Annotated in this window: 27 protein-coding genes and 1 pseudogene; all 28 read right to left on the minus strand. The window is 42.8% G+C overall.

The annotated features are described in order from the left end of the window. Position 1 precedes the first annotated feature (1 nt). Complete coding sequence (locus tag NOG13_RS03080; protein ID WP_283110822.1) at positions 2-697, minus strand: TraC-like domain-containing protein; 696 nt, start codon at positions 695-697, stop codon at positions 2-4. Beyond that, a complete protein-coding gene (locus NOG13_RS03085) occupies positions 690-1,007 on the minus strand; it encodes a DUF5592 family protein (protein WP_283110823.1) in 318 nt (105 codons plus the stop codon). The genes NOG13_RS03080 and NOG13_RS03085 overlap by 8 nt, the downstream gene beginning before the upstream one ends. Next, positions 1,004-2,878 (minus strand): pLS20_p028 family conjugation system transmembrane protein, encoded by a 1,875-nt coding sequence (locus NOG13_RS03090; protein WP_283110824.1) that lies wholly within the window; start codon positions 2,876-2,878, stop codon positions 1,004-1,006. Before NOG13_RS03090 ends, NOG13_RS03085 begins: the two co-directional genes overlap by 4 nt. Positions 2,879-2,894: 16 nt before the next feature. Then, positions 2,895-5,051, minus strand: coding sequence for a VirD4-like conjugal transfer protein, CD1115 family (locus NOG13_RS03095; RefSeq protein WP_283110825.1), 2,157 nt, complete (start codon positions 5,049-5,051; stop codon positions 2,895-2,897). 56 nt (positions 5,052-5,107) lie between these two features. Then, the gene (locus NOG13_RS03100; protein WP_283109454.1) at positions 5,108-6,529 is read right to left on the minus strand and encodes an IS1182 family transposase; all 1,422 of its coding nucleotides are present in this window, start codon (positions 6,527-6,529) and stop codon (positions 5,108-5,110) included. A gap of 102 nt (positions 6,530-6,631) precedes the next feature. Further along, the gene (locus tag NOG13_RS03105; RefSeq protein ID WP_283110826.1) at positions 6,632-6,922 is read right to left on the minus strand and encodes a hypothetical protein; all 291 of its coding nucleotides are present in this window, start codon (positions 6,920-6,922) and stop codon (positions 6,632-6,634) included. A gap of 6 nt (positions 6,923-6,928) precedes the next feature. After that, positions 6,929-7,081, minus strand: coding sequence for a hypothetical protein (locus tag NOG13_RS03110; RefSeq protein WP_283110827.1), 153 nt, complete (start codon positions 7,079-7,081; stop codon positions 6,929-6,931). Next, on the minus strand, positions 7,082-8,587 hold the full coding sequence (locus tag NOG13_RS03115; RefSeq protein WP_283110828.1) for a DUF3991 domain-containing protein: 1,506 nt from the start codon (positions 8,585-8,587) through the stop codon (positions 7,082-7,084). A gap of 258 nt (positions 8,588-8,845) precedes the next feature. After that, positions 8,846-9,058, minus strand: a pseudogene (locus tag NOG13_RS09495) (hypothetical protein); the annotation flags it as partial. A 1-nt stretch (position 9,059) separates the two neighbouring features. Further along, positions 9,060-9,317: a hypothetical protein gene (locus tag NOG13_RS03125; protein ID WP_283110830.1), complete on the minus strand. Its 258-nt coding sequence runs from the start codon at positions 9,315-9,317 to the stop codon at positions 9,060-9,062. Then, positions 9,311-9,727, minus strand: coding sequence for a single-stranded DNA-binding protein (locus tag NOG13_RS03130; RefSeq protein ID WP_283110831.1), 417 nt, complete (start codon positions 9,725-9,727; stop codon positions 9,311-9,313). Before NOG13_RS03130 ends, NOG13_RS03125 begins: the two co-directional genes overlap by 7 nt. A 15-nt stretch (positions 9,728-9,742) precedes the next feature. Next, positions 9,743-10,216: a hypothetical protein gene (locus NOG13_RS03135; protein ID WP_283110832.1), complete on the minus strand. Its 474-nt coding sequence runs from the start codon at positions 10,214-10,216 to the stop codon at positions 9,743-9,745. Positions 10,217-10,220: 4 nt separating this feature from the next. Continuing rightward, positions 10,221-10,640: a DUF4320 family protein gene (locus NOG13_RS03140; protein ID WP_283110833.1), complete on the minus strand. Its 420-nt coding sequence runs from the start codon at positions 10,638-10,640 to the stop codon at positions 10,221-10,223. Then, positions 10,637-11,503 (minus strand): type II secretion system F family protein, encoded by an 867-nt coding sequence (locus tag NOG13_RS03145; RefSeq protein ID WP_283110834.1) that lies wholly within the window; start codon positions 11,501-11,503, stop codon positions 10,637-10,639. Before NOG13_RS03145 ends, NOG13_RS03140 begins: the two co-directional genes overlap by 4 nt. A 12-nt stretch (positions 11,504-11,515) precedes the next feature. Then, positions 11,516-12,208 carry a type II secretion system F family protein gene (locus NOG13_RS03150; protein WP_283110835.1) on the minus strand — a complete coding sequence of 231 codons (693 nt, stop codon included), beginning with the start codon at positions 12,206-12,208 and terminating at the stop codon, positions 11,516-11,518. A 250-nt stretch (positions 12,209-12,458) separates the two neighbouring features. Next, positions 12,459-13,787, minus strand: a complete 1,329-nt coding sequence (locus tag NOG13_RS03155) for an ATPase, T2SS/T4P/T4SS family (protein ID WP_283110836.1) — start codon at positions 13,785-13,787, stop codon at positions 12,459-12,461. Further along, positions 13,784-14,467, minus strand: coding sequence for an AAA family ATPase (locus NOG13_RS03160; protein ID WP_283110837.1), 684 nt, complete (start codon positions 14,465-14,467; stop codon positions 13,784-13,786). The genes NOG13_RS03155 and NOG13_RS03160 overlap by 4 nt, the downstream gene beginning before the upstream one ends. Continuing rightward, positions 14,439-15,164, minus strand: a complete 726-nt coding sequence (gene cpaB / locus NOG13_RS03165) for a Flp pilus assembly protein CpaB (protein ID WP_283110838.1) — start codon at positions 15,162-15,164, stop codon at positions 14,439-14,441. Before cpaB ends, NOG13_RS03160 begins: the two co-directional genes overlap by 29 nt. Before the next feature lie 11 nt (positions 15,165-15,175). Next, positions 15,176-15,577, minus strand: a complete 402-nt coding sequence (locus NOG13_RS03170; protein WP_283110839.1) for a prepilin peptidase — start codon at positions 15,575-15,577, stop codon at positions 15,176-15,178. Further along, on the minus strand, positions 15,577-15,846 hold the full coding sequence (locus tag NOG13_RS03175; protein WP_283110840.1) for a hypothetical protein: 270 nt from the start codon (positions 15,844-15,846) through the stop codon (positions 15,577-15,579). The genes NOG13_RS03170 and NOG13_RS03175 overlap by 1 nt, the downstream gene beginning before the upstream one ends. Positions 15,847-16,010: 164 nt before the next feature. Next, a complete protein-coding gene (locus NOG13_RS03180; RefSeq protein ID WP_283110841.1) occupies positions 16,011-18,491 on the minus strand; it encodes a DUF8195 domain-containing protein in 2,481 nt (826 codons plus the stop codon). 53 nt (positions 18,492-18,544) lie between these two features. Then, the gene (locus NOG13_RS03185; RefSeq protein ID WP_283110842.1) at positions 18,545-19,438 is read right to left on the minus strand and encodes a hypothetical protein; all 894 of its coding nucleotides are present in this window, start codon (positions 19,436-19,438) and stop codon (positions 18,545-18,547) included. A 52-nt stretch (positions 19,439-19,490) separates the two neighbouring features. Continuing rightward, positions 19,491-20,105, minus strand: coding sequence for an Ig-like domain-containing protein (locus tag NOG13_RS03190; protein ID WP_283110843.1), 615 nt, complete (start codon positions 20,103-20,105; stop codon positions 19,491-19,493). Continuing rightward, on the minus strand, positions 20,092-20,361 hold the full coding sequence (locus NOG13_RS03195) for a septation protein SpoVG family protein (RefSeq protein WP_283110844.1): 270 nt from the start codon (positions 20,359-20,361) through the stop codon (positions 20,092-20,094). The genes NOG13_RS03190 and NOG13_RS03195 overlap by 14 nt, the downstream gene beginning before the upstream one ends. A gap of 12 nt (positions 20,362-20,373) precedes the next feature. Continuing rightward, positions 20,374-21,432: a DUF6017 domain-containing protein gene (locus tag NOG13_RS03200; protein WP_283110845.1), complete on the minus strand. Its 1,059-nt coding sequence runs from the start codon at positions 21,430-21,432 to the stop codon at positions 20,374-20,376. A gap of 391 nt (positions 21,433-21,823) precedes the next feature. Then, entirely contained in the window at positions 21,824-22,777 is a 954-nt protein-coding gene (locus NOG13_RS03205; RefSeq protein WP_283110846.1) for a ParB/RepB/Spo0J family partition protein, read from the minus strand. Continuing rightward, entirely contained in the window at positions 22,774-23,568 is a 795-nt protein-coding gene (locus NOG13_RS03210; protein WP_283110847.1) for a ParA family protein, read from the minus strand. The genes NOG13_RS03205 and NOG13_RS03210 overlap by 4 nt, the downstream gene beginning before the upstream one ends. After that, positions 23,561-23,731 carry a DUF3970 family protein gene (locus tag NOG13_RS03215; RefSeq protein WP_283110848.1) on the minus strand — a complete coding sequence of 57 codons (171 nt, stop codon included), beginning with the start codon at positions 23,729-23,731 and terminating at the stop codon, positions 23,561-23,563. Before NOG13_RS03215 ends, NOG13_RS03210 begins: the two co-directional genes overlap by 8 nt. Positions 23,732-23,944: the final 213 nt, after the last annotated feature.

The following is a 23,944-nucleotide window of genomic DNA, read 5'->3' on the forward strand; positions in this document are numbered from 1 at the left end:
TTCACACTTTCACACGCTTATTCATGTTATTTAGTTGGAAAATAATGTTTTCTTTTTTTTCACGACTGATTGTCCGCACATTGAAATAGGGATCGCCTGATAGTATCCGTTTGATTTCCTCGTAGCGGCCCTTGTTTTCCGCAAAAACCATCAGAAAAGCCTGACGGTCTGTTGTATCCCTCTCCAGCGCTTGCAGCGTTTCAAGCTTCTCCAGCAACATTTCTGAGTAACGCTCAAGATCAGGTCTTTTCAGCATATAGCTGATATACTCTTGTTGCTGCTTCGTGTTGGTCGGGTAATTCATACTGATGATTTTAATATCATCCGAAAGGCGTTGGAGCAATCGAGCGTTACTGAGCACCATATTCTCGATTTCTTCATCCGTGGCGTCATAATATGACCTTCCCTGTATTTGAAACAGATCGATAATCTTTTTTTCATCGGTTAGGAAATATCCTTCTGTCTCTAAATAATCACGGATAGGGAACACGGAGAGTATCTTGTTCGTACTTGCTGGCTTTGCAGCGGCCTTCTTTTTTTCTGCTTTACGCGCAATCTTTGAATTCTTTCGTTGCTCCTTCTTTGCTTTCTTTTGCTCGGCCTTCAGTTTTTTTAGTTCTTCCCGGTTTTTTCGAGCTTTTTCCTCAAATTCCCGTTCCTGTTGCTTTAATTTCAAGCGTTCTTCTTTATCAAGCATCTTTTTTCACCTTCATATCTGGAACATGATTGATGGAATAATGCGTATATTGATCCTTGCTTATATACAAGATAATTGCTTCCCAATTTCGTTTTTTGGGATTGCCTGGTGCGGGCTGGATTAGAAAAAGACTACTGACTGATGCGATAATCCAATAGGGAACAATCAGCCAGGAATGTACTAGTGTTTTGAACATTAGGAATGTTCCAAGTAATACGCACAGCGCCAAGAAGTCTTTCCACCATAGACGTATAGGTCGGTCAATCAGCTTCATTTCTTCCTTCAGCTGCTTTGGTATTATATATGTCATTTTTGGACTCCTTTCCTATTCATTCGATTGATATCCTTTATTTCCGCCTTCGCGTCTCGTATAGCTTGTCTATGGCTTAACTGTGGATTTTCCTGCATTTTGTGATGCGCGAGCTGTTCGCGTAGAATTTTCTTATCGCCGTGAGCTAAACTGCTACCGTATGTCAAGTTATACATACGCCTTGCTGCACGTACAGCACTTGTATTCTGAACACCTCTTGTATATCGACTTTTTAGCGCGCTTCCGAGCGTTTCACGGTTCCAAGTATCCTGTTGACTTGTGTTTCCTTCCTGCTTTTCCTCTGTGGCAGCAGGAATAACGGGTGAATTATCTGGGATTGCGGTGCTGCCTGGTTGAGTCTGCTCAGCATTATCCATATCGTGCATAACGGGTACACCACCCCCGGTGCCAGAGCTGTCAGTCAGCTTGGTGCCTTGTGAAATATTTGTAGCTGCTCCAGATCCGCCTGTGGCCGCAGTCATGGCGGCTGTTAGGCGAGAACGGTTATCAAAAGCTCCTTGCCCAAGTCCGGCGACAATACCACTAGCTCCACCGACCGCACCACCAATTTTTCCTACTGCTGTTTTTGCTGTGCCGATGATTCCTTTTGTTTTTAATGAATCCATCATACTCTTACCGCCCGCAAGTGCGATACCCCCGGCAAGCATACTGCCAGCTGCTTTCATTCCTATTAGTGTGCGGGTGGCGTTTTGCACACCGGCGTCAATACCGAAAATTTGTTCAAATAGATTCGGCCCGTCGATAACCGACCAAGACAGCGCAATCATTAAAATCAACCGAAGAACAAAGTTGTTCGTATTTGCGTTAATATAGGCTGTACCTATGATGTATACCTGGAGCATGAAGAATACAGCAAACAAAGTAATGAATGAGGCCATTAACATTTGCAGACATTTTTTTACGCGCTGTGCGCTGTAAATATCAAGCAGTGCGAGTGCCTGCGTCATAGTCTGTTGAATGACAAGCTCATAGAGAATACGAGCAATTTTTACGCTGCTGAAAATCAGTGCAAAAGCTGTAATGAACAGTGTACTTATAATAGCAAACCAATCAATTGACCACCGGTAATAATATTCAGACAACGCAGGAATCCCAACAAACCCAACCTTGCCATCCCATAGGGCCGTTAATGTTTGATTACCATTTTGATCAGTAGTCAATTTATTCTTCCATACATCCGGATGCTGCATTTTATCCGGATCATTAATTGTTTCAGTAGGATTAATCTTCGTAATCTGCGATATATCATGTTTAGGTTGAGCATACACATTTTTGTATTTCAGTGCCTTGAATCCTGAATTGTCGTACAGTGTGTTATCTGTGATATTATCAACGAGAATTCGGTCAGAAATAGAAGTTTTAATTCCGTTTGTGCTGCCGAGAAAATTAATTGCATCATTTGTTAAACTGTATGCGGTGGAAAGAAGCGTTGGCACACTGACCATAATCACCATGCCAATGATCAGATTTCCAACGATAGTCGATAGGTCGCGGGGCTTGATAATATACATGATGCCGATAGCCATAATCACAATGGCCAACAGTGCTATAATAAGAGGTCTGATTTTTTCATTTTGAAGGCTCGTGATGTCTGCTGACTGAAAGAAGCCTCCAAGTGTGGAATTAACATTGCTGATAACATCTTCTAGGCTATTTACCAGCCAATGAAGAAATGTCACAATGCCCCAACCGATTTGTCGGCCAACATCTCCTCCAACGCTGTGTGATTCGAATTGATATTGATTTAGAACTTTCTTTGCGTCCACGGTATCTGCAAAAACAGATATCGGAGAGCATAATAAGATTGCTAATAATGAAACAAACGACAGGGCCGATTTCCTTATCTTCATAAAGATGTTCCCTCTTTCATTTCGCCTCTTTGAGTACCGTATAAATATCGTCAAAGGTGTTCTGAGAAATCTGCTGTTGGTCGAAAAGATCCTGAAGGAAACTATCAAACTGAGTCAATGTCATTGAGAAGTCGATTGTATTTTCATCGAAGTTTTCTGCTTTGAAGAAGCGTAAAATCAGATTTTGCTGTCCGTCCGTTAATCTCTTATTTAGCGGAAGATCGTCCGGAAAAGAGGTTTCCACAAGCAGCTCTTCTGATTTCGTGATGGGGGAGTACAGGATATCTTGTATTTCTATTCCTTTGTGCTTACAGGTGTAGGAGAGATTGAGTTTCTGAAATGATGCGTTTGGGAAATCATTGTTCAGATATTGATAGCTATATTTCAGAGCAGTTTCTCCATGATTGAAGATTGGATTTGGTGTTATGCTGCGTCCTTTTAGATCCGTCCGCTTTGTAACACGCACGACAACGCTTTCACCGGGCTTTAATTCCATTAATTCGTTGTGATCCAGAAGGGGTTTTGTATCGGAATGTTCAGAAATGTTTTTCTTAAGTGACAGGTTGTTTTTCGCATTCCTAGAATATGCAGTTATTGTTTTGTTTCCAATTAAGGAAGAATACTGTTTTGCGGTATCGTCTTCGATTGTCAGCAGATATATCTGATTGCCGCAGGCACCGATAATTGATTTTCCGTCTTCTGAACCATATAGATGATATATCTGTGAATATGCCTGGATAATCAAATCGAAGCGTATATTGCGGCCAAGGCATACGTTCAGAATATGAGCCATCTCCGGAATCGGTGTGATGTTGCCGAATTCATCCAGAAGAAATACGACTTCACGATAGCACTTGCCGCCAATCATGGCACATTTTTTGGAAAGGACATAATAGAGTTGACTGATGAAAATCGTCGCTAAAAAATGATTGGACTTGTCGTAATCCGGAAGCACTAGAAAAACTGCGGTAGGTCTTTCCGTATCGAACCCGATATTTTCAAGATTTATCGTGTTCATGGATATCATTCTTGCGACTTTCTCCATCGTAAACTTTATTAACTGCGCGAGAGTATTTGCAAAAATGTTGCCTTTTGTTTTCCCTGTTGCAAATGCAACAGAGGAATATTGTATTCGAGCTATATCATTAGAACCGCGACTGAGAAAGAAATTATCAAGGGAGCTACGCCCTTCCTTATCAGTTTCACCAAGATCGACCAAAAGCCGGGCAACAGAATACATGTTGACTTTACTGTACCATTTCTTCTTTTCTTCTATGTCATCGGTTTCATCTGCCTTTTTGCAGCAGTCAACCGTAACAGCAAGAATCAGTGCATTTGTCAGTGCAATGCTCCAGTTCTCCCAAGTCTTATCTTTGGCGTTGGGATCATGGAACAGAATATAGGATAACGTATTTGCAAGTAACTGTGCTTCCGCGGTGTCCCCTTGTAAATAAGTGTGAAGGACGAGCTGAAGGGGATTATATGACAGGCCCATGAAGTTCATTAGATCGAACACCTGCACGTTGTATCCGCGCTTTTGCAATGTTGCAATTGAGGCAGCAGTAAGTTCTCCTTTTGGGTCTGCTATAATCATGCTGGCCTGCTTTTCTGCCCGACTGTAAATATCAATGGCCGGAATTACCTCTGCCTGAGTTTTGCCGCTTCGTGTCGTGCCTATGATTAGGTTATTGACGGGGCTGTCGTCGATAAAGATTCTATCGTTATACCTAGATACCGGAAATCCACCTGTGCCGTCATACCTTTGTGCTTTTTCGGGAACGCTCCGAAATTCGCTTTTCAATTCCCGTAACGTCGCAAATCTACGACTTCCCTTTGTCTGATTGGCCGAAAGGGGAGTATAATTGGCCTTAATTCGATAAGCCAAACGAGCAGAATATGCGGCGGCAAATACAGCGCAGATTAGATACCACCACTTGAAACGCGGCCAATTGAAATGAAACGGATTTGGCATCGTAGTTATCATTTCCGGAGTGCCCCCGTGCTGTATGCTGCTGCGAAGACTGGTAAATAACTGACAGAACATTGTTCCAGCAAAGTTAAAGAAAAGCATCCATAATACAAAAACAGTCACAGCAAGTGCAATGACCACCGGAGTTCGGGATAATAATTTCTGCATTTTAATTCTGAAATCCATACGTTTTCTGCCTTTCATAAAAAGGGGCCGGATTTAATCCGGCCCCAGATTGTCGAAGAACCCATCCAACGCGGTTAAACGAAGGATGGGTTCTCTTGATAATATGCAGGATAGGAAAATAAGCAAAGTAAAATCAATAAAAACCCGGAGGGATGGCCATCCCTCCATTTCCACATTGCCAGCTTTTTGAGATTCATGGCAGCAAACTTAAGCTTAACCCAATTCGTCACTTGAGTTAAGCCCCGGTAGAGCGTGTACCGCATCCCATATTTCACTTTTGCATCGGCGAAGACACGCTCAATGGTTTCTTTTCGTTTTTTGTAAAGCTCTTTGTATTTCGGTGTGTGCCTGATATCTTCCGCAAGCTCCACATAATCCTGCCACACATGCCGCGTTACGGTTTTCGTACAGCTTTTACTCTCGGTGCAGCGAGAACGGAATGGACATTTTTCGCAGATGTAACTCCGGCTTTTGTATTCCCGGTATCCCTCACGGTTGGTTGTTGCATAATGCAGAACCTGATATTCCGGGCAGATCACACAGTCATAATATTCGTCGTATACATACTTCCACCATTCCAGATTTCCTGCTTTGGTCATTGGCCGCTTGTATGCTGTGGAAAGTACCCGCCCGTCGTCAAACACCCGTTTACAGATATGCGGCGTTTTGTATGCGGCGTCCGCCACCACCGTTTCAATTTCAGGAAACCGTTGAGTCACTTTGCCATAGACCGCGTCAAATGCTACACTGTCATGTACGTTTCCCGGAGTCACCTCAACGTCAAGGACAAAATTGTGTTTGTCGCAGGCCGTATGTGCTTCGTAGGCAAAGCACTTCTTGTGTTCTCCCTTTTGGAACAACCCGCTTTCCGGGTCTGTTTTGGACACCATGATTTCTTTTTCCTTCGGCGGTTTCGGAGTACTGTCGAATGGCTTCTTCCCATGATCTTCCCGGTCAGCGTTAACCTCTTCCATTAATTCTGAGGCATATCGCTTTGCCGCCTGAGGAACTGCCTTTTTGATCTTTTTGTTGATGTTGGCGTTTGCTTTGATATGCGTCCCATCCACAAATACTGCTTCCGGCTCCAAATATCCGGCGTAATTTGCCTCCTGCAAAATCCACGAAAACACCTGCTCCACGGTTTCCTCTGTGAACCGGTGCTTAAAATTGTAACTCACAGTGGAGAAATGCGGCAGCTCCTCGTTCAGTGTATATCCCAGAAACCACCGATACGCGATATTCATATTGATTTCCTGCATCGTCCGGCGTAAAGAGGGAATTCCGTACAGATGCTGGATCAGAACAATCTTAAACAGGACGACCGGGTCCACACTAGGACGACCGTTGCCCTCACAATACAAATCTTCTACAAAATCATAAATATGGCTAAAATCTACCGCGCTGTCAATCTTTCGCAGCAGATGATTTCCCGGCACCAATAGGTCTGTATTCACAAATTCCACTGCATCTCTGCGTAGTTTTTCCCGTTCCAGCATCTTTCATCACCTGTCTATATTTTACCATTTTACAACGAAAAAGCCCAGCTTTCACTGGACTTTTTCGACAGGCTGGGGCCGGATTTAATCCGGCCCCTTATATTAAAATGCCATCAGACTAGAAATCCACCCCTTGATAACCGTGCATCCAGCACACAAAGCAATACCGACAATGATCGCCACAATTTTCTTTTTGCTTTTCTGAATTGATTCTTCGCTCCCTTGCATGTGCTGAACTGCGGCAACAACAAGGAATATTGATGCCAGCGCACCACCGGCTATCTGACCAGCTACTGTAATGTTGTTGATGGTTTGCTGAATCTGAGTCGGCATAGAAACTGCCATTTTAATCGGATTAACCGCCAAAAGAAGAGAAGAAATTCCAGTTTTCATAATACATTACTCCTTTTTTAAGGCTGACAGCAACGTGTCAGCGTTTTCCATAATGTAATCGATATGTTTCTCTTCAAGCCACTCGTCGTAGCTTTTTCCCTTTTGCTTCAGAAGAGCTTCAACTAGGACTTTGTTTTTGCTTTCTCGCACTTTAGACATTTACCGTTCCACCTCCTGTTCGTACTTAATTCCTTTTTTTGGCTTTTTACAGAGGCATTCATTGATGTCCTTGCCGGGATTGGGCGTAATCTGCTTCACCCGGATTCCGGGAAAATCTTTTTGCAACGTCTTGAATATCTTCTCGTTGGCTTTTCGCCCAGCTTCGTCATTGTCGTTGGCCAAAACCACTTCCTTTATCTGTGGATTGGCGCGTAGACGGGAATACAGAGCAGCATCTTTGCAAGTGCCGCCGGTAGCAAGGAATGATGCTTTTTCCAATGGACGCCCTTGCATCTTTAACAGGGTCATAATTGACAGTGCATCAATGGGAGCCTCACAAACGTACAATTTTTCAGCATTCTTGGACTTTACCATCCATCCGATATCCTGACGACTCCCGGCAATGTCCCTCTTAAAATTTGAATCAGTGAGAGTAGTATGGCGAGTGGCATATACTGCTTTTCCTGATTCATCCAAGCCGACAAATACCACGTTGTGCTTGTTGTCCTCGTAAATCAAGCCGTCGCTTATGCACTGCTTTACAATTTCAGGGTCAAGACAGCGAGTTTTCGTCAGATAGGCAATTACGCGAGTGTATTTGCCATTGACTTTTTCCGGAAGGATAAATTCCTTCTTTTCCGGAGCCGGGGCGGTATGCTCCCGCGGGGCAGTATGAATATCGTCAAATCTGCCGTTTGTATACTCGTTTTTCAGTTTTTCAATTGCTTCTTTCTTTGAATACTCACCAAACTCCATAAGAAAATCAATGGGTGAGCCGCCTCGCCCATTGGAGAATCGATAGAAGCTGTTCGTTTCCGGATATATCATCACGCTGTCGTGCTCTTTTAGCGTATAATACCGACCTACGTGAACTGGTGTAAAACCCATTGCCTGTGCGACAGTAATGATTGAAACATTTTGCTTGATGTAATCCAGTACATCTTTTTTACGATCTGCATAAGCAAATCGGGTGCTGTGATCTGGTACTTCCGATTTTGCTTTTTGATACGCAGCTTCCGTTTCTTTTTGCTGTACTTTCGTATAGGAATGAGATTTTGGAATCATGGGTTCCAGTTCCTTACGCAGCTCTTGATATGTTGTATTGACAATTTTCAAGGCGTCTTCCAATTTGAAGTCTTTGAGAACCGTACAGGCTTTATAGCTCTCGGAAAAATGGCGTTTACGGGAGTCAGTGAGGGGAATGCCGAAATACTGTTGAAGCATGATGGATATTGAATCAGCTTCCAACTCTCTGACTGACTCAGGCAGCTGACGCGCTTCTCGATTATTGTGCATCAGAGCGTGGCCAAGCTCGTGAGTGAGTGTTGAAAGTCGTTCCGTATCATCGAGCTTATCATTGATTTGAATCACATTTTCCGTTGGATAAAAAGCACCCCGCAAAGAAATTGACTTTAAGTCCTCTTCCTTTACGGGGATTCCTTTTTGTTCGGCGAAATTTTTTACCGCAATGTATAATGTTTTATGTTCCTTTGAGGAATAACCCATATCGTAAAACTTTGGGTAATCCTCTGCGGGACAATCGGTTTGGGAAATGTCAAATACGGTGCCGATACCGTACCTGGTATATGTCACGGTTTTCAGTTCGCCGTTCGTGATCTTTTCCATTTCTTCGGGAGTGGCGTCAGCGACACGCCGGTATCGCTGTTTACCATCTATTTCACCAAGAGGGATAAGTTCTGTTTTGATAGGGAAGAGTACCTTGATTCCATGTTCGCCTTTCTTAATTCGATATCCCTTTTGATTCCAGTCATGCAGGCTGGCAACAAAGGTTGCAAAGGGATTCTGTCTCTTTATCAGAATGGTATTGTTCAGAGAGTAATTCCAAAACCGGCTTTTGAAGGCAAGCAGTTCAGCGATTTTTTCCGGGTCTTCTTGAAAACTGTCGAGAACACTTTGCAATGTCCGCTTCATTTCCTCCAGTTTGGTTGACTGGGACTGATAAGCTCGCTTTGCCATACTATATCCGTCCTTCCTCTACCGCCGTAAGTATCTTTTCACTTAACGGTGGATTGGCCTGTTCGATTGGAACTAAATTATCTTTTCTTTCAACGGTTCCAATCTCCAACGTCTGAGGTTCATCGAGAGGGAGGAAGAACATCTGGCCAGCATCATCCTCAAAAATAACTGCGTCGTCAGTGTATCCGATAACAGTCGCAATGTCCTTTTCATCGACGGCTACTCCGTCTGCAAATTTTCTGATTTCTTCTTTTAGCATTCTGAATTACCTCTTTCCGCTAAATCGTCTGCGCTTAACGTGTCAATCAAATCCTCCGCTTCTTGGTGCTCAGCGGTTTCATTATCGGCAGCGTCCTGATTTTTAATCTTTCTATCGCAGAATTCAAAATTGTAAACGACGATATACGGTTCGCCGGCACGACCTTTTTCTTTGTCGTATTCTGGAATGTGCAACAATCCTTCTACGAATATTTTCTGACCTTTATGAACGTTCCTGAAGATGAAATCACCCATACCTCGCCATGCCATCACCTTGATGAAATCTACCTTATCTTTTCGCTGCTGGCAGGCAAGACGAAACTCACAGACATTATAATCTGTGTCATTTTTCCGGACAGTTTTCAGTGTTGGCTCGGCGACCAGTCGTCCGATTCCCCATGCTTTTAACATTTATCGTTTCTCCCTTCATTTTGAGTTAAACTTGCTATAAAGTGTTACTGGAATGTCAAGTGCAGTTACCTCCTTTCCGAAAAGATATAACGGCTCATGTATGTTGAATTGCACAGTGGTTTTAATTTCATGTTCCGTGAAAGTCAGAGCAACATCAGAGATTTTGAACTTTTCTTTTCCATTTTGATACCCTGTCAAGCTATTTTGGGTTCCAAGTGCATCTTGCAGCCTTTTTTTGAATATGTCAGAATCAAGCGCAGGAGTGTAATCGGAACCATTTTTGAAGGATTCTATTTCTCGCCGTCCTTCGGTCACTGTGCAGGTATCTAGAACTCTTTGCGCGGTATTACGAAGATATGCGGTTCGTATTTTCAGTTCCGAATAAGTAAAAAGCGCGCAGGACAGCATCAGTAGCACAATAAAGAGGACGATGCCGAAAACCATTGCACTTCCCTTTTTATCTCGGAGTCTATAAAGAAACGTTTTCATCGTATCACTTCCAGTACTGCTGTGAAGTAACGGATTTTGTGATAGACAGGGATATCGGGATGGATATTTTCAGCGCAGATATTGATGTCTGCATCGAAAGCCGAAGCGTAATCGTGTCGCCATACTGTACTGTCCGTGCTTCCGAATCAACATATTCAGCCGTATATTCAACATTCGGCGTTATACCTGTTGCAGAGACCAATTCATTGTAACGTGTGGATACTCGCTCTCCGGAACAACGGCCTTCGTTGCCGACCGTAACTGCAAGCTCATTTCCAAAGTCATTCAACGTATTGTAGGCGTTCATGGCTTTCATACCAGCCGAAATCATAACGAATAACGCAAGCAGCGTAAGCATAGCAATGACCGCACTGACATACTGATCCACACCGCCCCTCTTATCTTTCAAAAGTTTATGTATCACAGACTTCCCCCTATCTGAGACGCCGATGAATACACCGCAAATCCAAGGATAATGAATACGGTTATCGTAGCGCATAAAAAGAGCATCAGTGACATCATGTTTAGCTTAGGTTCTTTCTTTAGCGCCTCTTGTTTTATTCGTTCTTTCCAGGCATCGGCCATTTTGTACCCCAAATTATCAAAGTAAGCCTTCATGTCGTTCCCACGAATTTCTGATTGCAGACCACGCACTAGCTCACTAAGCATAGAAGAATTAATGCGTGTCTCCAGATTGTGGAGAGCCTGTTCCTGGTTGCCTGTCCTCATGTCAGATACGGTAATGGCTAGTTCTTCCGTGAGAGGACTGTTGTAATTTGCTTTGTAGGAGTCAATTAGTTCCAGAACATTCCGTTCGCTTTTGAGTTCGCTGGCCATATAGTCCACGAATCGCGGAAGTTCTTTTTCAATCTCTCTCCGTCGATTGTCGCATTGACGATTGGCAATGTTGTATTTATGGATATACAAGTAGATTGAAAATGCGAGGGGAATAACCGAGAGAAGGGGATTAATGATATAAACCGGTATTGCAAGCAGGAGTACGGTGGCAGACGGAATAATGGCCGCCGCCACATATTCCTTTGGAGTTTCCTTCATGCCCGCGGCGGTGAGTGCTCTTTGAATTTCTGTTTCCTTATATCTGTTGATTGGAACATATTGAGCAAGCCATTTCACCATACCGCTGAAAATACCGGAAGATTTCTTTTTAGTTGTGTGCTTGTATGCGAGACTTGCTTTCCACGGGGGTGTTTTCAAAGCGATCGCTGTGATGCAGTACAGCATTGCAAACAAGAAAAAAGCCAGCAGCGCAAGCCAGATGTATTTCATTTTTTCCCTCCTCTAGAGATCGTATTTTATATTGTGAGTTTCAAGAAACGCAATAATCGCCGTTATGGCTATCAGCAAACCATTGACGGCGACCAATATTTGCGTAAGCGTTGTCGGAAGTGTAATCAGCAGGCTGTCCGGGACAACTTTCAGACCTAAATATAGGACACCGATTGATGCTGCTGCAAGTTCCCAATAGGTTCGCTGAGAACGGTATAGGATAGTATTCAAATCATTCGTAACAACCTTAATATTTGTAAGTTTACTCACACAAGAACGTAGTCCTTGCTTCAGATTTCGGTTGCCATTGCAGCGCTTTAATTCGTCGCACCATTCGTAAAATACGGAGTTGTTGATTTTTGTTTTCATTTCTTCAATGGCCGCTTCGATATTCGGATCAACATACTTAACCCTCAAAAGAAATTCCGTGAAAACCTGACGGATTGGGGGCTGTATGTTGTCGATGTTTTCTTCCACAGCCTGAAGAATATTCTCTGTTCGTTCATACGATACGGAGATTACGGATAGTGCAGTTTCCAGTTCGTCAAGCAGCAGCCGTTGATACTTTAGATACTGGAACCGCAGATAGACGAACGGAACGGCAGCTAACCCGAAAGCGAGCACCGGAGCGAGATAATAGTTTCCTGATACTGCGCCGAGGAGAAGACCACCAATAAAAAGAAGAAGCGCCGCCAGAAGCAGCATATAGAATTTTCCCCGCTGACCTGTAGCGGAAAGCATCGTTTTTATTCTGGTGACAGCACCCATAAGCCAACTTGTCTTGTGGGTTGCCTGACGTTTCAGTGACGTTTTTCTGTTACGGTTATGAAATAAATCATGAACATCCTGAATGGAAATCCCAAACAAGAGCTGAATACAGAAAAAAATGGCGATACACGCCATTAGTAAAAAAATCCACATGATGTTTTCCTTTCACTCGGACAAAATGTCCGACTTACTTTTGGATTTCCTCCATTTCTTCCCGTGTGATTCCGTACATCTTCATTCTTTCAATGAGAGATTTCGAGATACTGTTGACTTGTATATGCTTTCCTTTGATTCGTACACCGGAAGACGTTTGCTCGTTTGCCTCAATCTGATATTCCCATAATGTGCGATATTCTGCTTTATCGTTCTCCACGACGCATTCCGAAATATTCATAATTCGCCGTTTGTTATCTTCCAGCTTATGAAGATGTACCACAAGAGGAAATGCCTGTCTTGCCTGCATGATAGCTGTGTGATAATCAGTTGGGTACTTTTTTCGACAAAGACCAGCAACACGCTCATGTCCCTGCTGAGGGCTTCCTGCGTGTGTGGTTGATATGACGACATTTCCGGCAAGACTGCCTTCCTGCGCCGCGTATGCTTCCGTGTTACGCATTTCTGCGACACTGAGAATATCCGGATTAAGGCGTAGGGCCTTTTCTACCAGCTTTTCCTGTGTGATGTTCTGTTCTTCATATTTTGCGTTTTCACGTGTTAACAGATGCACTACATTGTTTTTGACAACGCCTTTTTTATCTCTCTTGATTAGGTAGATTTCCCTCGCGCCCTGTTCGATTGTAATGATCTGCATATCGTCGGGCATTTCAGAGAGAAGATAGGTCTGGAAGGTTGTTTTACCGGTATTAACCTTTCCGATAATTAGAATTGAAACGCCCCTGCGAAGAGCAATCTTCAAAAACTGCAATTCCTTTCTTGATGCAAAGTCTCCGGATAGATAATCCTGTTCTCGGAACACACGCTTACTTAGTTTTCGAATATAGCAGGCGACTCCGACATCTGGATCGACAAGTGGGGTTTGGAGAGCAGTAATGCGTATATTATTGTCAATGCTCGCCTCGGCCATCGGCACGGCGTTATCGATTGTCTGATTGGACTTCTGAAGCAATCGCTTCACGATATCGATCGCGTGTTGTGGGGAATTGAATCCGTCAATTTTGATGGATTCGCCGGTGATGAATTTTACTCGGATATCATTCCACGAATTGATGGATATTCCTTCCACAAACACGTCTTCCAACGGATCAGTTAACACCGAATAGCGCTGAAGGTCATTGTATACCTTTTCTGCAAGTTCCTCTGACGAATATCCGGTAAGCTGCATTTTATGGTCAGAGAGCGATTTCTTTATGTATGGCAGCATAAGTTCTTTTTTGTTTACTTGGTTATCATCATTCTGATTAATTTTCCAAAAGATTTCGTTTTGCTCTTTTTGGATTGTTGCTAGAATTTCCGGGTATTTCGGATCGGTTCCACGGCGCTGATAGCTGCGTTTCATAACAGTTCACCTACAATTCGATACAGAGTTTTGCGATATTTGCGTGGAGGGATGATATCGGTAATACAGATTCCATTGTAGATTCCGGATAGGCCCCGACAATAGGGAAGCACAGTTACCGGGGAATCGTAGGTACTAAGCACATCCGCAAGAGCGTTATTCGGGTTGTTGACAAAAAGCACTTGCAATGCGCAACCGTGGTTGGGATGATTCTGCCGGTAGTAATAACCCTTGACATCAGCTGTGGCTATACTAATTTGTTTGGAGCATTTTGATAATGCAAATTTGTCAATCTTGTTCTGATGGGTGGAAGTATCGATTAGGATAATATCGGCAATTATACTTAGCTGTTGAAACAGTGATTCGAGATTGATTTTCGCAATCTCCGGATAGGTCAGTGCGGTTTCTCCGTCAGCATAACTGAGAAGCATGAGGTTTTTATTAATAGTGTGTGCGTTGTTAAAGATGTTTGCTTCGGCAATAGTTGCGAGGGAGAGAAGGCGGCCAAGTGAACGACCATCGTTATCCTTTCTATCAGGAAAAAGCATTTTGAAGGCGGGTTGATGACTGTCTGTTGAAACGAGGAATACCCGTTTACCCTGCTTGGATAAAATCTGAGCCAAATAAAAAGAAAACACCGTTTTCCCAGAATTACCGGTTACTGCTATCAGCTGCTCCATCGTTTAGTACCTCGCTTTGCTTATCTAGAAATTTTTGTGCTGTTTTACTGTCACCACGATAGACCAGGGCAAAATGTATCTCACCGGAATCTTCATATTCGGTAAGTTGTACGGCCTGAGAAGGTGTAACTAACAAGGTAACAGTTTTTAGCGTATCTTTTTCTTCTTCTGTATCTGTTTGATCCCTATCAACACCTTTACTGTCCGTGACTGTCAAAACCTCTACATAAGTGAGCTCCGGTGGAATTGCAGCGCCGGATTTGTCGCTCTTTATGACAGAAACAATGTCGCCGCTCCGTAGCTTGTCTGATAAAGCATCGGAGAAATCTTTTATTGTCACAGAATACGCAACACGAGTCCCGTCGAGCATAGAAAGCCGGTCGGGCGCGGTTGAAATGCTGTCTGTGATTTTGTTTGAAAGGATAAGATCGCCTTTCGCAAAGTCGGCATCAGCATATTTACCAACCACATCATCTTTCGATGTAATAATGCCAGGGGATAGGTTATATGCTCCGACCGTCACATTTTGAACCATGTTATCCGCAATTTTCTCACCCTTTGAAACAGCGCAAGTAAATTTTACAACTTGCACCGTTTTTGCCTCGCTCTTAATTGTCGTTGTGTATGCGAATACACATAGAACAGCGAAAACACCGCAGATAAGAGCGAGAAATATCCTGTTTTTCACTATCTTCATAAAAATCTCCTTTATTGCAGCAGTATTGTTGCGATGGAAGCGCATCCTGCCGACAAAAACGGTACAAGAGGAATTTTGTCCCATTGAACGAAGCGTCGGATGATTGGAACTGCAATGATACATAAAAATGAGCCAAGCGCAAGCCCAACCAGGCCATTTGTACCTTTCAGAATCCATCCGCATAGTGCCCCAAACTTTACGTCACCGCCGCCGAAATCATTACGGATAGCGGCGGCGATAAGTAGAGGAATTGCTGTCAGAATGAGGCCGCTAACTGATGAAATGTCAACCTGAATCAACCCGGTCAGCAGGAGCAAAACATATACCCGTAGTGGTATGATTCTCGTCATTATATCCAATACTGACGCATATCCAATCACCACTAAAAAGCAAATAAGCTTGATAATTTCCATCAGCCTTCAAAACTGAAAATGTTCTCAGTTGCCGTTTTTAGTCCTTTTGCAACCGTATTCTGGAAAAAGTCTTCCATTCCAGGCAGAAAAACGACTGCTGCGACAACCAGGACGACAGCCATCAGGGCAATTACTGCGACAAGCTCAGAATTGCCTTTGTTGTCTTTGAACATTCGGCGCATGGAAGTAATCTTTTTGAAGTTATGAGGCGATTTTCCTTGCGCATTGGGGTACAGGGCCGAAATTTTCTTTTTTACTTCATTGAACATTTTTAAGAACTCCTTTTACAAAGATATTATCAACTGGAAGTAACCAGATGATTGCGTTATCTGTAATAATAAAAGCCGCTATCTTTCGATAACGGCTTCAGGCTAAGTCGGACAAACTGTCCGAGTTGTCCCTGATGATTAGTTATTTATGTTCTACGTACCAGTCATGGCAAATGACTGATGTACCAGTCATCATAAATGTCACCGCCGATTACAATGGGCTTCAAAGTGCTTTGCAGGCTTATCATCCCGGCAGGCGTCCAGCAATCATATAAGAAGGTTTTTATGGTGTAATTTCCATCCGGATACCATAGGGGAGTGTAGTGAATACGCCGCCCGTCGTGTTCTCCGGTTATAGTAATGGAATATGGATTCTCTACGAATTCCAACTTGTTTGCAGCAGTGAGTTGCAGAGTTCTATATTTGCCATCGGCAAGTTCATACCCGAATTCGGGAAAATAAGCGTTGCCGCTCTGAGGTAGCACATACGCGCTTGAATCCGGCAGAATCGTGTCGTCATATTGTGATGCTTTTGTATTCACCATAAGGCTCAGTCCATAGCCGGATTTCATGTGCCAAATACCACCGGATTGAAATCTGGAGAAAGCGTTGACGTCAGGAACAACCTGTTGATCGGCAACAAGCGTTAGGCCAAATGTTTTTTTACTCCAGGTTCCATTTTCATACACCCACTGCTGCCATACAGCATTCGGGGTTACATTGGTTGCATAATTGCCGGTGGGAATATCCGCTTTCTCGTCCGGTCTGGAGAAGTAATTTGGAGTGTTTTCAAATTTTGTGTTTGGCGTTTGTGAGTTGTCTGGTGCAGATACAGTAATATCTTGCTTATCAGTGTTGTTATTCGTGTTTGATTCCACGACACCGGATGGAGTATCTATTGTGCAGACAAATGAAACTTTTGAAGCACCCTCTGGAATTTTAACCTTAAACCAAGTCAGGTTTTCATTGCTTCGTGGGACAACTACTTTGTTTTGGTGAGTGGTAATGCCCTTCGTGACTCCATTTATCACGCAGCTTGCCGTAAAGTGTACGGTCAGGGGACGGTCAGAAGTATGTTCAGCATAGCTGTTGTTATGGATAAGATAACTTGCAATTATCTCCGTTCCGCTTCGATATGTTGCATTCGGCTCAACAAAAGTTGGATACACGTCGGATAAAGGATGATCTTCAAGCGTAAGGGGAATTACTTGCTCACTTTGCGATACCGAGAATGAATGTTTACTGCTGTCAAGAGCAAAGCCGGTTGGGGCTTGTACTTCTTCAATGTAGTAGTTACCGTATGTAAGGTAGGGGCTATAAATCCATTGGCCCGCATCTGAAGTAACATCTGCCACACGGGTTCCATCAGACTTAAATATCCGGTAAACAGCACCGGAAAGGTATCCGCCAGAATAGCTATCCTTCTTTACAAACTTCACGCGGCCTTTTTTGAGCGTGTTATTAAAATTAACCGTCGTCGTTTGCCCCGGTCGTACTGACACCGCTTGAGAAGATAATTGATTATACCTGGCTGGAATGCTGCTTTCTTGTACCGTATATGTTCCAACCGGAAGACCGGTTATAGTAAGCAGCCCTGAGGCATTTGTAGTGCCCTGCCTGGTTATCCCATTGCCGGAGACGGTAAACGCGATGCCGGACACAATTCCGTCTTCTGATTGTTTTCGAATTGTCAAATTTCCAGTCGATTCTGTTTGAAGACGCATATAAGCTGGAACTGGGTCGGGTGGATTGCTTCCCGTCACAATATTTTGAGCAGATGACGCAGACCATACTGTGATTACACCAACCTTGGATTGCTTTGGTATTTTTTTAGTACAGCTAACATTTATCGGAGCTGTTTCATTGATAATGTTCTTTGTTGAAATTTTAAGTGTTTTATTATCCAATTTGGTGAAAGTAACTCCGTTAGCAGAAAAGGTTGTTTGTTCAAGTGAAGCAATAGAGTTTGTGTCATGCAATGTCGTCTCATATGCACCTGTGTTGGCGTTATATTTCAGAGTATAGGTAGGCGCAGTCCGTAATACTGACGAAGTGAACGATGGAATTACAGTAGCTTGTATTAGAGAATTATTTAGTGCTTCATAAACATTCATATAGCTGCTTTGATACGCACTTGGGGCTGACAGATTATTAATCAGTGAACGGTTCGAACACACGCCGGTATAGGGGTTGCGATAACCAAGGACATACTCCCATACGACAATTTGAGTTATCGCAAAGCCTAAATATGGGTCACTAAAAAGACTACTATTGTTAGGATAGCCATAAAGAAGTGCTAGATTTATTCCGTACTGTTTATCTCGTCCTAGGCGGTTCCAATATGTTGCATCTCCCGTGCTATATGTTGTTCCATAAGCAATAGATGCCCCCGGTTCCACACAGTATGCTGGTGTATTTAATGATTTGAACCATAACCTCGTAATATCTTCGCCAGCGCGGAAAGTCATAATTTTTCCGTTGACTGGATTTGTAAAGGTGTAATTATTCTTCCACTTGAACCCATCGTAATACATAGATATTGTTCGGCTTTTCGCCGACACATTTATATGAAAAAAGCTTGTCTGAAGAGTAAGAAGCATACACAACAGACAGGCTACCGATTTAAGAAACATCCTTTTTTTCACTCTTATAATCTCCTTCCAGAGCAAAGAAAAGAGGCGGTTTTCCGCCTCTTAAATTATTTATATAATTCATATACCCAATAATCATTTACTTTATTTGATTTCTTTACAAACACTGGATTGAAATCTGCTCCTTCAGCTTTTCTGTTTTTAATCAAAGAATCAATTGCTTGTTTTGCCTTTTGAATAAAATCTGATTCGTCAAGCGTATCCTGTAAGATATCAATAGGAAACTCATAACCGCAGTCTTCTATCTGAAGATTCGGATTATAGTACAATCCTTTTGATTCACCATAGGAAATCAACTCGTTTCGTATTGCATTTATATCATAAGGTGCTTCTACTTTATGAGTATCACTTGCAGATACGACTCGGTCATTTAAGTCAGTTGAGTCATCTGAATTTATGATTTTACCTATACTACTGGTAGCTTTTGTGCTTGATTGTGTTGATGCAGCGCTGTTGTTTTTCTTTGTAGTCGATTTTGTAGAAGTAGTGCTGCTGGATTTTGTTGTACTCGATTTTGTAGAATTGGCGCTGTTGTCTTTCTTAGTTCTCGCAGTTGTCGAAGCAGCACTGTTGTTTACACTCACTTTTGCGCTAGATGCTCTGCTGTTTGTCGTGAAATTAGAAGTTGCAACCGATTTAGTGCCGCTGGAAACGGATGTCGTTCTGGAACTGCTTATTGCCATTCCGGGTGAATATTCAGAGACGGCGGAAATGGAAAAGCTGCTCGAATTGTGATCGTTTGTTATCTTTACAGCTTCTGATTCGTTTGTGTTTACTGTACCTAAACTGTTTAAGCCGCTGGAACCAGCATCAGATAATTCTGTCGAAGTGCTCATTGGAACTGCCGACACACGCGTTAATGCTGCAATTCCGTGACCAATTGTCACGCTGATTATAGCAACTGCGAGAATATAGCTCGCTTTTTTCATACTTTTCATCATTCAACGCCCCTCTTTCTATCTATTATAATTCCTTGTCAGAAAAAGTCAATTATTATTCTGATTTCACGGTTAAACTGATGATTGCCTGTATTTTATTGTCAAACTGAGAGGATACAGTGATATGACAGCTACCGGTGCTGATTCCGGTAACGATTCCGGTATTATCAACCAATGCGATCTCTGGATTGTCTGATTCCCAACTGACAGCCTTGTCAACAGCATCCTCCGGAAGAACTCTTATGTTGATTCCAATGCTTTCTCCTACGGATAATGTAACCTCGTGGGGCGCTTCTATGGATTGTACCCGGTTGACGGATTGTTCGGAAGTGCCGGAAGAAGCTGATACCTCGTTATGATCGATAGGGGATGAGGTCGAGGGTGAATACGACTTTTGATTTTGGGCTGATGAAGAAGTCAGCAGAATTGCTTGTGCATTTTTACTTGTGCTGTCCGTACTGATGCTGCTTGTCCCTTGTGTCCGGTGTATTTCTTTAACCGTCACACTCACGAGGCTAGATACTGTACTGGATGTTTGACTTGTTGATGATATTGCGCTTGTTGGTTGCCTCAACGTGAAAATAATAGCCATCACAGATAAAAGAAAAACAGCAACGATTACCGCTGCTGTCTTTTTATGAGCGATTATCTGATTCTTAACACCAAGCATAATCAACCCTGCTTTCTTGTGCGTTACGCTTGTAGCATTCCAAGACGGCAGATTCAATTTTTCTGCTCGTATTAGGATTCGTTGGCGCAACGATGTACTGCCCGACCTTGTTCTGCGCATACATGATGCACATACGGTTCTTTGCCTGGATGATTTTAATATCGTCAATGTTAATTTCGTTGTCGAGCGTAATACTTGCAATAGCTCGCAGGCGGTTTTGATTGACTAGTCTCAGTCTTACGCAAGTAACTTCCATAACAATTTCTCCTTACCAGTTTTGAATCGTCTGCATCGTGAATTTGTCATCGCGCAGATAGTTAATAAAAGCGCTTCGCCAGTATGCGGAAATATTTCGGACTCCGGCCATGCTTTGACCTTTCATGTGGTCAAGAAAACCTCGGATATCGTCCGAGGTCACATTGGATATGTATGACTTGAAATAAGATCGACTTTGTAAAGTGCCGTTGATTTTGCTTTGTGGTTTAGTAAGCAGTTCGACCATACAATCAATCAGTGCCTTAACACAATCCAGATCATCTGGATAGTTTTCGTCAAAGTAATCATAATCTATCTGCTCCATAAGTGACTTGCGTATTTCGTCTGTCTGTCCGTCAGTCATGTCAGCAGAGGGAGATTTTCCATAAGACTGATTGATAGACTGATTATTATTAATATTTTTATTATTTATATCAGTCTTATTAGTCTTATTATTATTTATACACCTACGTTTAGCATAGGGTGCTTCGAGCATAGGGTGCTCTGAGCATACGGTGCTCTGAGCATACGGTGCTTTTTGTAGGGTATGGTCAGGTGAAGTTTGTTCACTGCCTTCCTCACCATAGGGTACATTTTGTAGGGTATGGTCAGTATTGGCTTCTGGCGTGGGGTCTTCAGGCTCTGGAGGAGTCTTTACCGATTTGTTTTCTTCATGTTTATGGTTCATATTCACGATTGATGGAGTTGTAGTATCTGGAGTATCAAGAAGTTCATACTCGTACTCAAACCGACCACGATTGCTCCCAGGGATGCGGTATTGTTTCAGATAGCCACAATCCTTCAATTCGTTCCAGGCACTGTCGAATGCTCTAGTACCTTCAATGGATGATTTTTGCAGGAAACTTTTATAGAGATCATAGTTTGGGATGTTGATATAGCTCTGGATTAGTGCGTATAGACCTTTCGCGCGGAGACTGAGGCGAGGGTCTTGAAGGGCCGTATTTGATACGGCAGCAAAGTTTGTTTTATGGCGGAATCTTCCGTGTTGTATTTCACTCATTTTCTTTTCCTCACTTTTCTGTTCATCAGATAAAAGAATAGCAACAGTCATTGCCTGTTGCTGTCCGATTCACATATATTTTGATTTTGGTTCCGTCTTTGCATTGAACAATATCGAGCAAGGGGTGGTTGTCATTTTCACCATATTCATCCATATTTACACAACATTCGTACCATTTGCGAAGTTTTTGTAGAGTAATCTCTATCTCCATTTATTTCCCACTCCCTTGTTAGATTAGTTCAGTCCTTTTTGGCCTAAACTGTTATTTTGTATAATTTGGTACCGCTTTGGTGTTTTGCTATTGTCAACTCCCAAAATCGAGCATTATCACAAATTATCATCATTTTCGTAACAAACATTCGTGCTCTCAAAACCACAATATATTGTGATAAAGCCGAGAAAATGCAATCTCTGCATTTCTCGGCTTTTCTCAGTTTTTCGCTTAATGGCATTTTGTTGGGTCTGGCCCATCAGGGAACATATCTTCATATTCAGCGAGACGCTGTATTAGCTCTTCTCTGGTGTTGGGACTCCAATAGCTACCATCGCTCTTAACGAGCGTCATTCGATGATAAGTATCAGTGCTTTTTTTTACTTCTTCATCCGAAGTTTTCTGTGTAAGCGTTGTAAGCGTTTCTGAATTTTTCTCATGTGCTTTCTTTTTGAAAAATTCGTCAAGAACATTTGTATACCAGCCGTGTTCTTTTTCTAGATGGATAAGGCCCTCTGCCTGCTTCACGGAAATTTTGAGTTTCGGATGTCTAATCATATATTCAGCTAACCGCCGTTGGTCTTCCGGGTCTTCGGTATTTGTGAGTGCCACACCGGCCATAACGGGTATACGTCCTTCGTCCACATAGGAGAGAAGTTTTTTGTCAAGGTCATTGAGCTTTATATAGCGATACACGGTCTTAACCGTTTCGCCGTAAGCATCAGCAATTGCGGCAGTGCTTTTCCTTTCACCTTTAGCTTCATAGGCTGCCTTTTGCATTGCATAGGCGGCCGCCAGCTCGGACGGCAACAATTCATGGCGCTGATACAGATTTGTATCTGTAAGAATAAGGTCTGCTTCTGCGTCACTGCATTCCAGCACGATACATTTTACTTTTATTCCGAGCCTTTGACAGGCTCGTTTACGGTTTCGTCCGGCAAGAATGATATACTTGCCATCTTTTTTCCGGACAATACACGGCTGCATCTGTCCGTTTTTGAGAATGCTATCTGCCAGCTCGGACAATTTGTCCGAGTTGTAAGCACGAAACGGCTGATTTTTGATCTCTTCCAACTCTGAAGGGGAAATCTCTACAATTGTCTTTCCATTCTGAGGCATAGCAGCCGAACCGAATAGTGTACCCGAAAAAGCCTGTTCAAGTGTAGGTATTGTTTGTGTTTTCATTTTGCCTCACCTGCAATCCTCATAGCAGCTGCAAGATACGCCTGACCAACGCGGCTATTTTTCCTTCCAACTAAACTGCCGCATAGAGGAGATTCGTCGTTGGTGCTATTCCTAGCCTCTTGCAGCATTGGAATTGGTTCCGGAAACACAAGTTCACCGTAACTTTCAATCAATGCTTCACGAACTTCTTTGCTCATAGTTGTGCGAGAATTATACATGGTAATCAACATTCCCGCTAAGAAAGGACGGATATCATTTGTTTGCTTAATCGCCATGTACCGCTGAAGCATCAGAGGTATTCCGTCATATGCGAATTTCTCGGCCTGTACCGGAATCAGCAGCTTGTCGCTGCATTGTAGGGCATTGGACACCAGGAGATTATCAACGGCAGTTGGGCAGTCAAAAATGATATAATCGTAAGCACCGAAAAATTCTTGATGAAAGATTCTCCGGAGGACAGTATTGCTTTCGCCATCGGCTCCGAGAATGGCGTAAATCCCGCCGAGCATCTTATTTGCGGGTATGTAGTCCAGATTCTCTCTTTCACTGTGCCGGACAAATTGCTGATATTCAGCAGTTTTGATTTTGCTTACCTCTTGATATATCAGTTCACTGATGGCGGGTTTCCCGTCTTCCTGCCATCCAAGCCAACGGGACAGATGACCTTGTTGATCAAGATCTACAAGTAAGACATGATATCCAAGTTTGGTGAATCCCGCACCAATATTCAAAACTGTGGTTGTTTTTCCGACTCCGCCTTTTTCCAGTGAAACTGCAATAATATTACTCATTTTTTTCATCCTCCTCATAAGACACATCAACATATTTTCGAACGAATTTGCTATTGCTGTTCTTGTAATCTTTTGTCTCATTTAGGAGGGTGAAATGTTTTTTGAATTTTGCCAAAAATCCTTCGATTTCGGAAGGTAAACCAGTTATCCTAAGTTTAAGCATTTTTCTCGGACTTCCTTTCTAAATGTTGGATTTACAATGCGGACTTTTGATAGTCACAAGGATTGATGCCTTTTTTGTCATTGTATTTCCTCCCTTCAAGTCGGACATTTTGTCCGAGTTATTGCATATAAAAAAGAACCGAATTAATGATTCGGTTCTCAAATGCTACATGAATTGAATAGGTCTATGAATTAATAGGGGATGACCCCCTGC

It is taken from the genome of Thermocaproicibacter melissae, assembly GCF_024498295.1.
Taxonomy (GTDB): domain Bacteria; phylum Bacillota; class Clostridia; order Oscillospirales; family Acutalibacteraceae; genus Thermocaproicibacter; species Thermocaproicibacter melissae.

Coding starts and splice junctions, on each gene's coding strand:
- NOG13_RS03100 (WP_283109454.1), bottom strand. CDS start 6,529: ATGCTGGAACGGGAAAAACTACGCAGAGATGCAGTGGAATTTGTGAAT.
- NOG13_RS03210 (WP_283110847.1), bottom strand. CDS start 23,568: ATGAGTAATATTATTGCAGTTTCACTGGAAAAAGGCGGAGTCGGAAAA.
- NOG13_RS03090 (WP_283110824.1), bottom strand. CDS start 2,878: ATGAAGATAAGGAAATCGGCCCTGTCGTTTGTTTCATTATTAGCAATC.
- NOG13_RS03185 (WP_283110842.1), bottom strand. CDS start 19,438: ATGATGAAAAGTATGAAAAAAGCGAGCTATATTCTCGCAGTTGCTATA.
- NOG13_RS03105 (WP_283110826.1), bottom strand. CDS start 6,922: ATGAAAACTGGAATTTCTTCTCTTCTTTTGGCGGTTAATCCGATTAAA.
- NOG13_RS03190 (WP_283110843.1), bottom strand. CDS start 20,105: ATGCTTGGTGTTAAGAATCAGATAATCGCTCATAAAAAGACAGCAGCG.
- NOG13_RS03170 (WP_283110839.1), bottom strand. CDS start 15,577: ATGGAAATTATCAAGCTTATTTGCTTTTTAGTGGTGATTGGATATGCG.
- NOG13_RS03085 (WP_283110823.1), bottom strand. CDS start 1,007: ATGACATATATAATACCAAAGCAGCTGAAGGAAGAAATGAAGCTGATT.
- NOG13_RS03135 (WP_283110832.1), bottom strand. CDS start 10,216: ATGAAAACGTTTCTTTATAGACTCCGAGATAAAAAGGGAAGTGCAATG.
- NOG13_RS03110 (WP_283110827.1), bottom strand. CDS start 7,081: ATGTCTAAAGTGCGAGAAAGCAAAAACAAAGTCCTAGTTGAAGCTCTT.
- NOG13_RS03155 (WP_283110836.1), bottom strand. CDS start 13,787: ATGAAACGCAGCTATCAGCGCCGTGGAACCGATCCGAAATACCCGGAA.
- NOG13_RS03200 (WP_283110845.1), bottom strand. CDS start 21,432: ATGACTGTTGCTATTCTTTTATCTGATGAACAGAAAAGTGAGGAAAAG.
- NOG13_RS03095 (WP_283110825.1), bottom strand. CDS start 5,051: ATGAAAGGCAGAAAACGTATGGATTTCAGAATTAAAATGCAGAAATTA.
- NOG13_RS03115 (WP_283110828.1), bottom strand. CDS start 8,587: ATGGGTTATTCCTCAAAGGAACATAAAACATTATACATTGCGGTAAAA.
- cpaB (WP_283110838.1), bottom strand. CDS start 15,164: ATGAAGATAGTGAAAAACAGGATATTTCTCGCTCTTATCTGCGGTGTT.
- NOG13_RS03080 (WP_283110822.1), bottom strand. CDS start 697: ATGCTTGATAAAGAAGAACGCTTGAAATTAAAGCAACAGGAACGGGAA.
- NOG13_RS03150 (WP_283110835.1), bottom strand. CDS start 12,208: ATGCTGCTTCTGGCGGCGCTTCTTCTTTTTATTGGTGGTCTTCTCCTC.
- NOG13_RS03205 (WP_283110846.1), bottom strand. CDS start 22,777: ATGAAAACACAAACAATACCTACACTTGAACAGGCTTTTTCGGGTACA.
- NOG13_RS03160 (WP_283110837.1), bottom strand. CDS start 14,467: ATGGAGCAGCTGATAGCAGTAACCGGTAATTCTGGGAAAACGGTGTTT.
- NOG13_RS03125 (WP_283110830.1), bottom strand. CDS start 9,317: ATGCTAAAAGAAGAAATCAGAAAATTTGCAGACGGAGTAGCCGTCGAT.
- NOG13_RS03195 (WP_283110844.1), bottom strand. CDS start 20,361: ATGGAAGTTACTTGCGTAAGACTGAGACTAGTCAATCAAAACCGCCTG.
- NOG13_RS03145 (WP_283110834.1), bottom strand. CDS start 11,503: ATGAAATACATCTGGCTTGCGCTGCTGGCTTTTTTCTTGTTTGCAATG.
- NOG13_RS03130 (WP_283110831.1), bottom strand. CDS start 9,727: ATGTTAAAAGCATGGGGAATCGGACGACTGGTCGCCGAGCCAACACTG.
- NOG13_RS03215 (WP_283110848.1), bottom strand. CDS start 23,731: ATGCTTAAACTTAGGATAACTGGTTTACCTTCCGAAATCGAAGGATTT.
- NOG13_RS03175 (WP_283110840.1), bottom strand. CDS start 15,846: ATGTTCAATGAAGTAAAAAAGAAAATTTCGGCCCTGTACCCCAATGCG.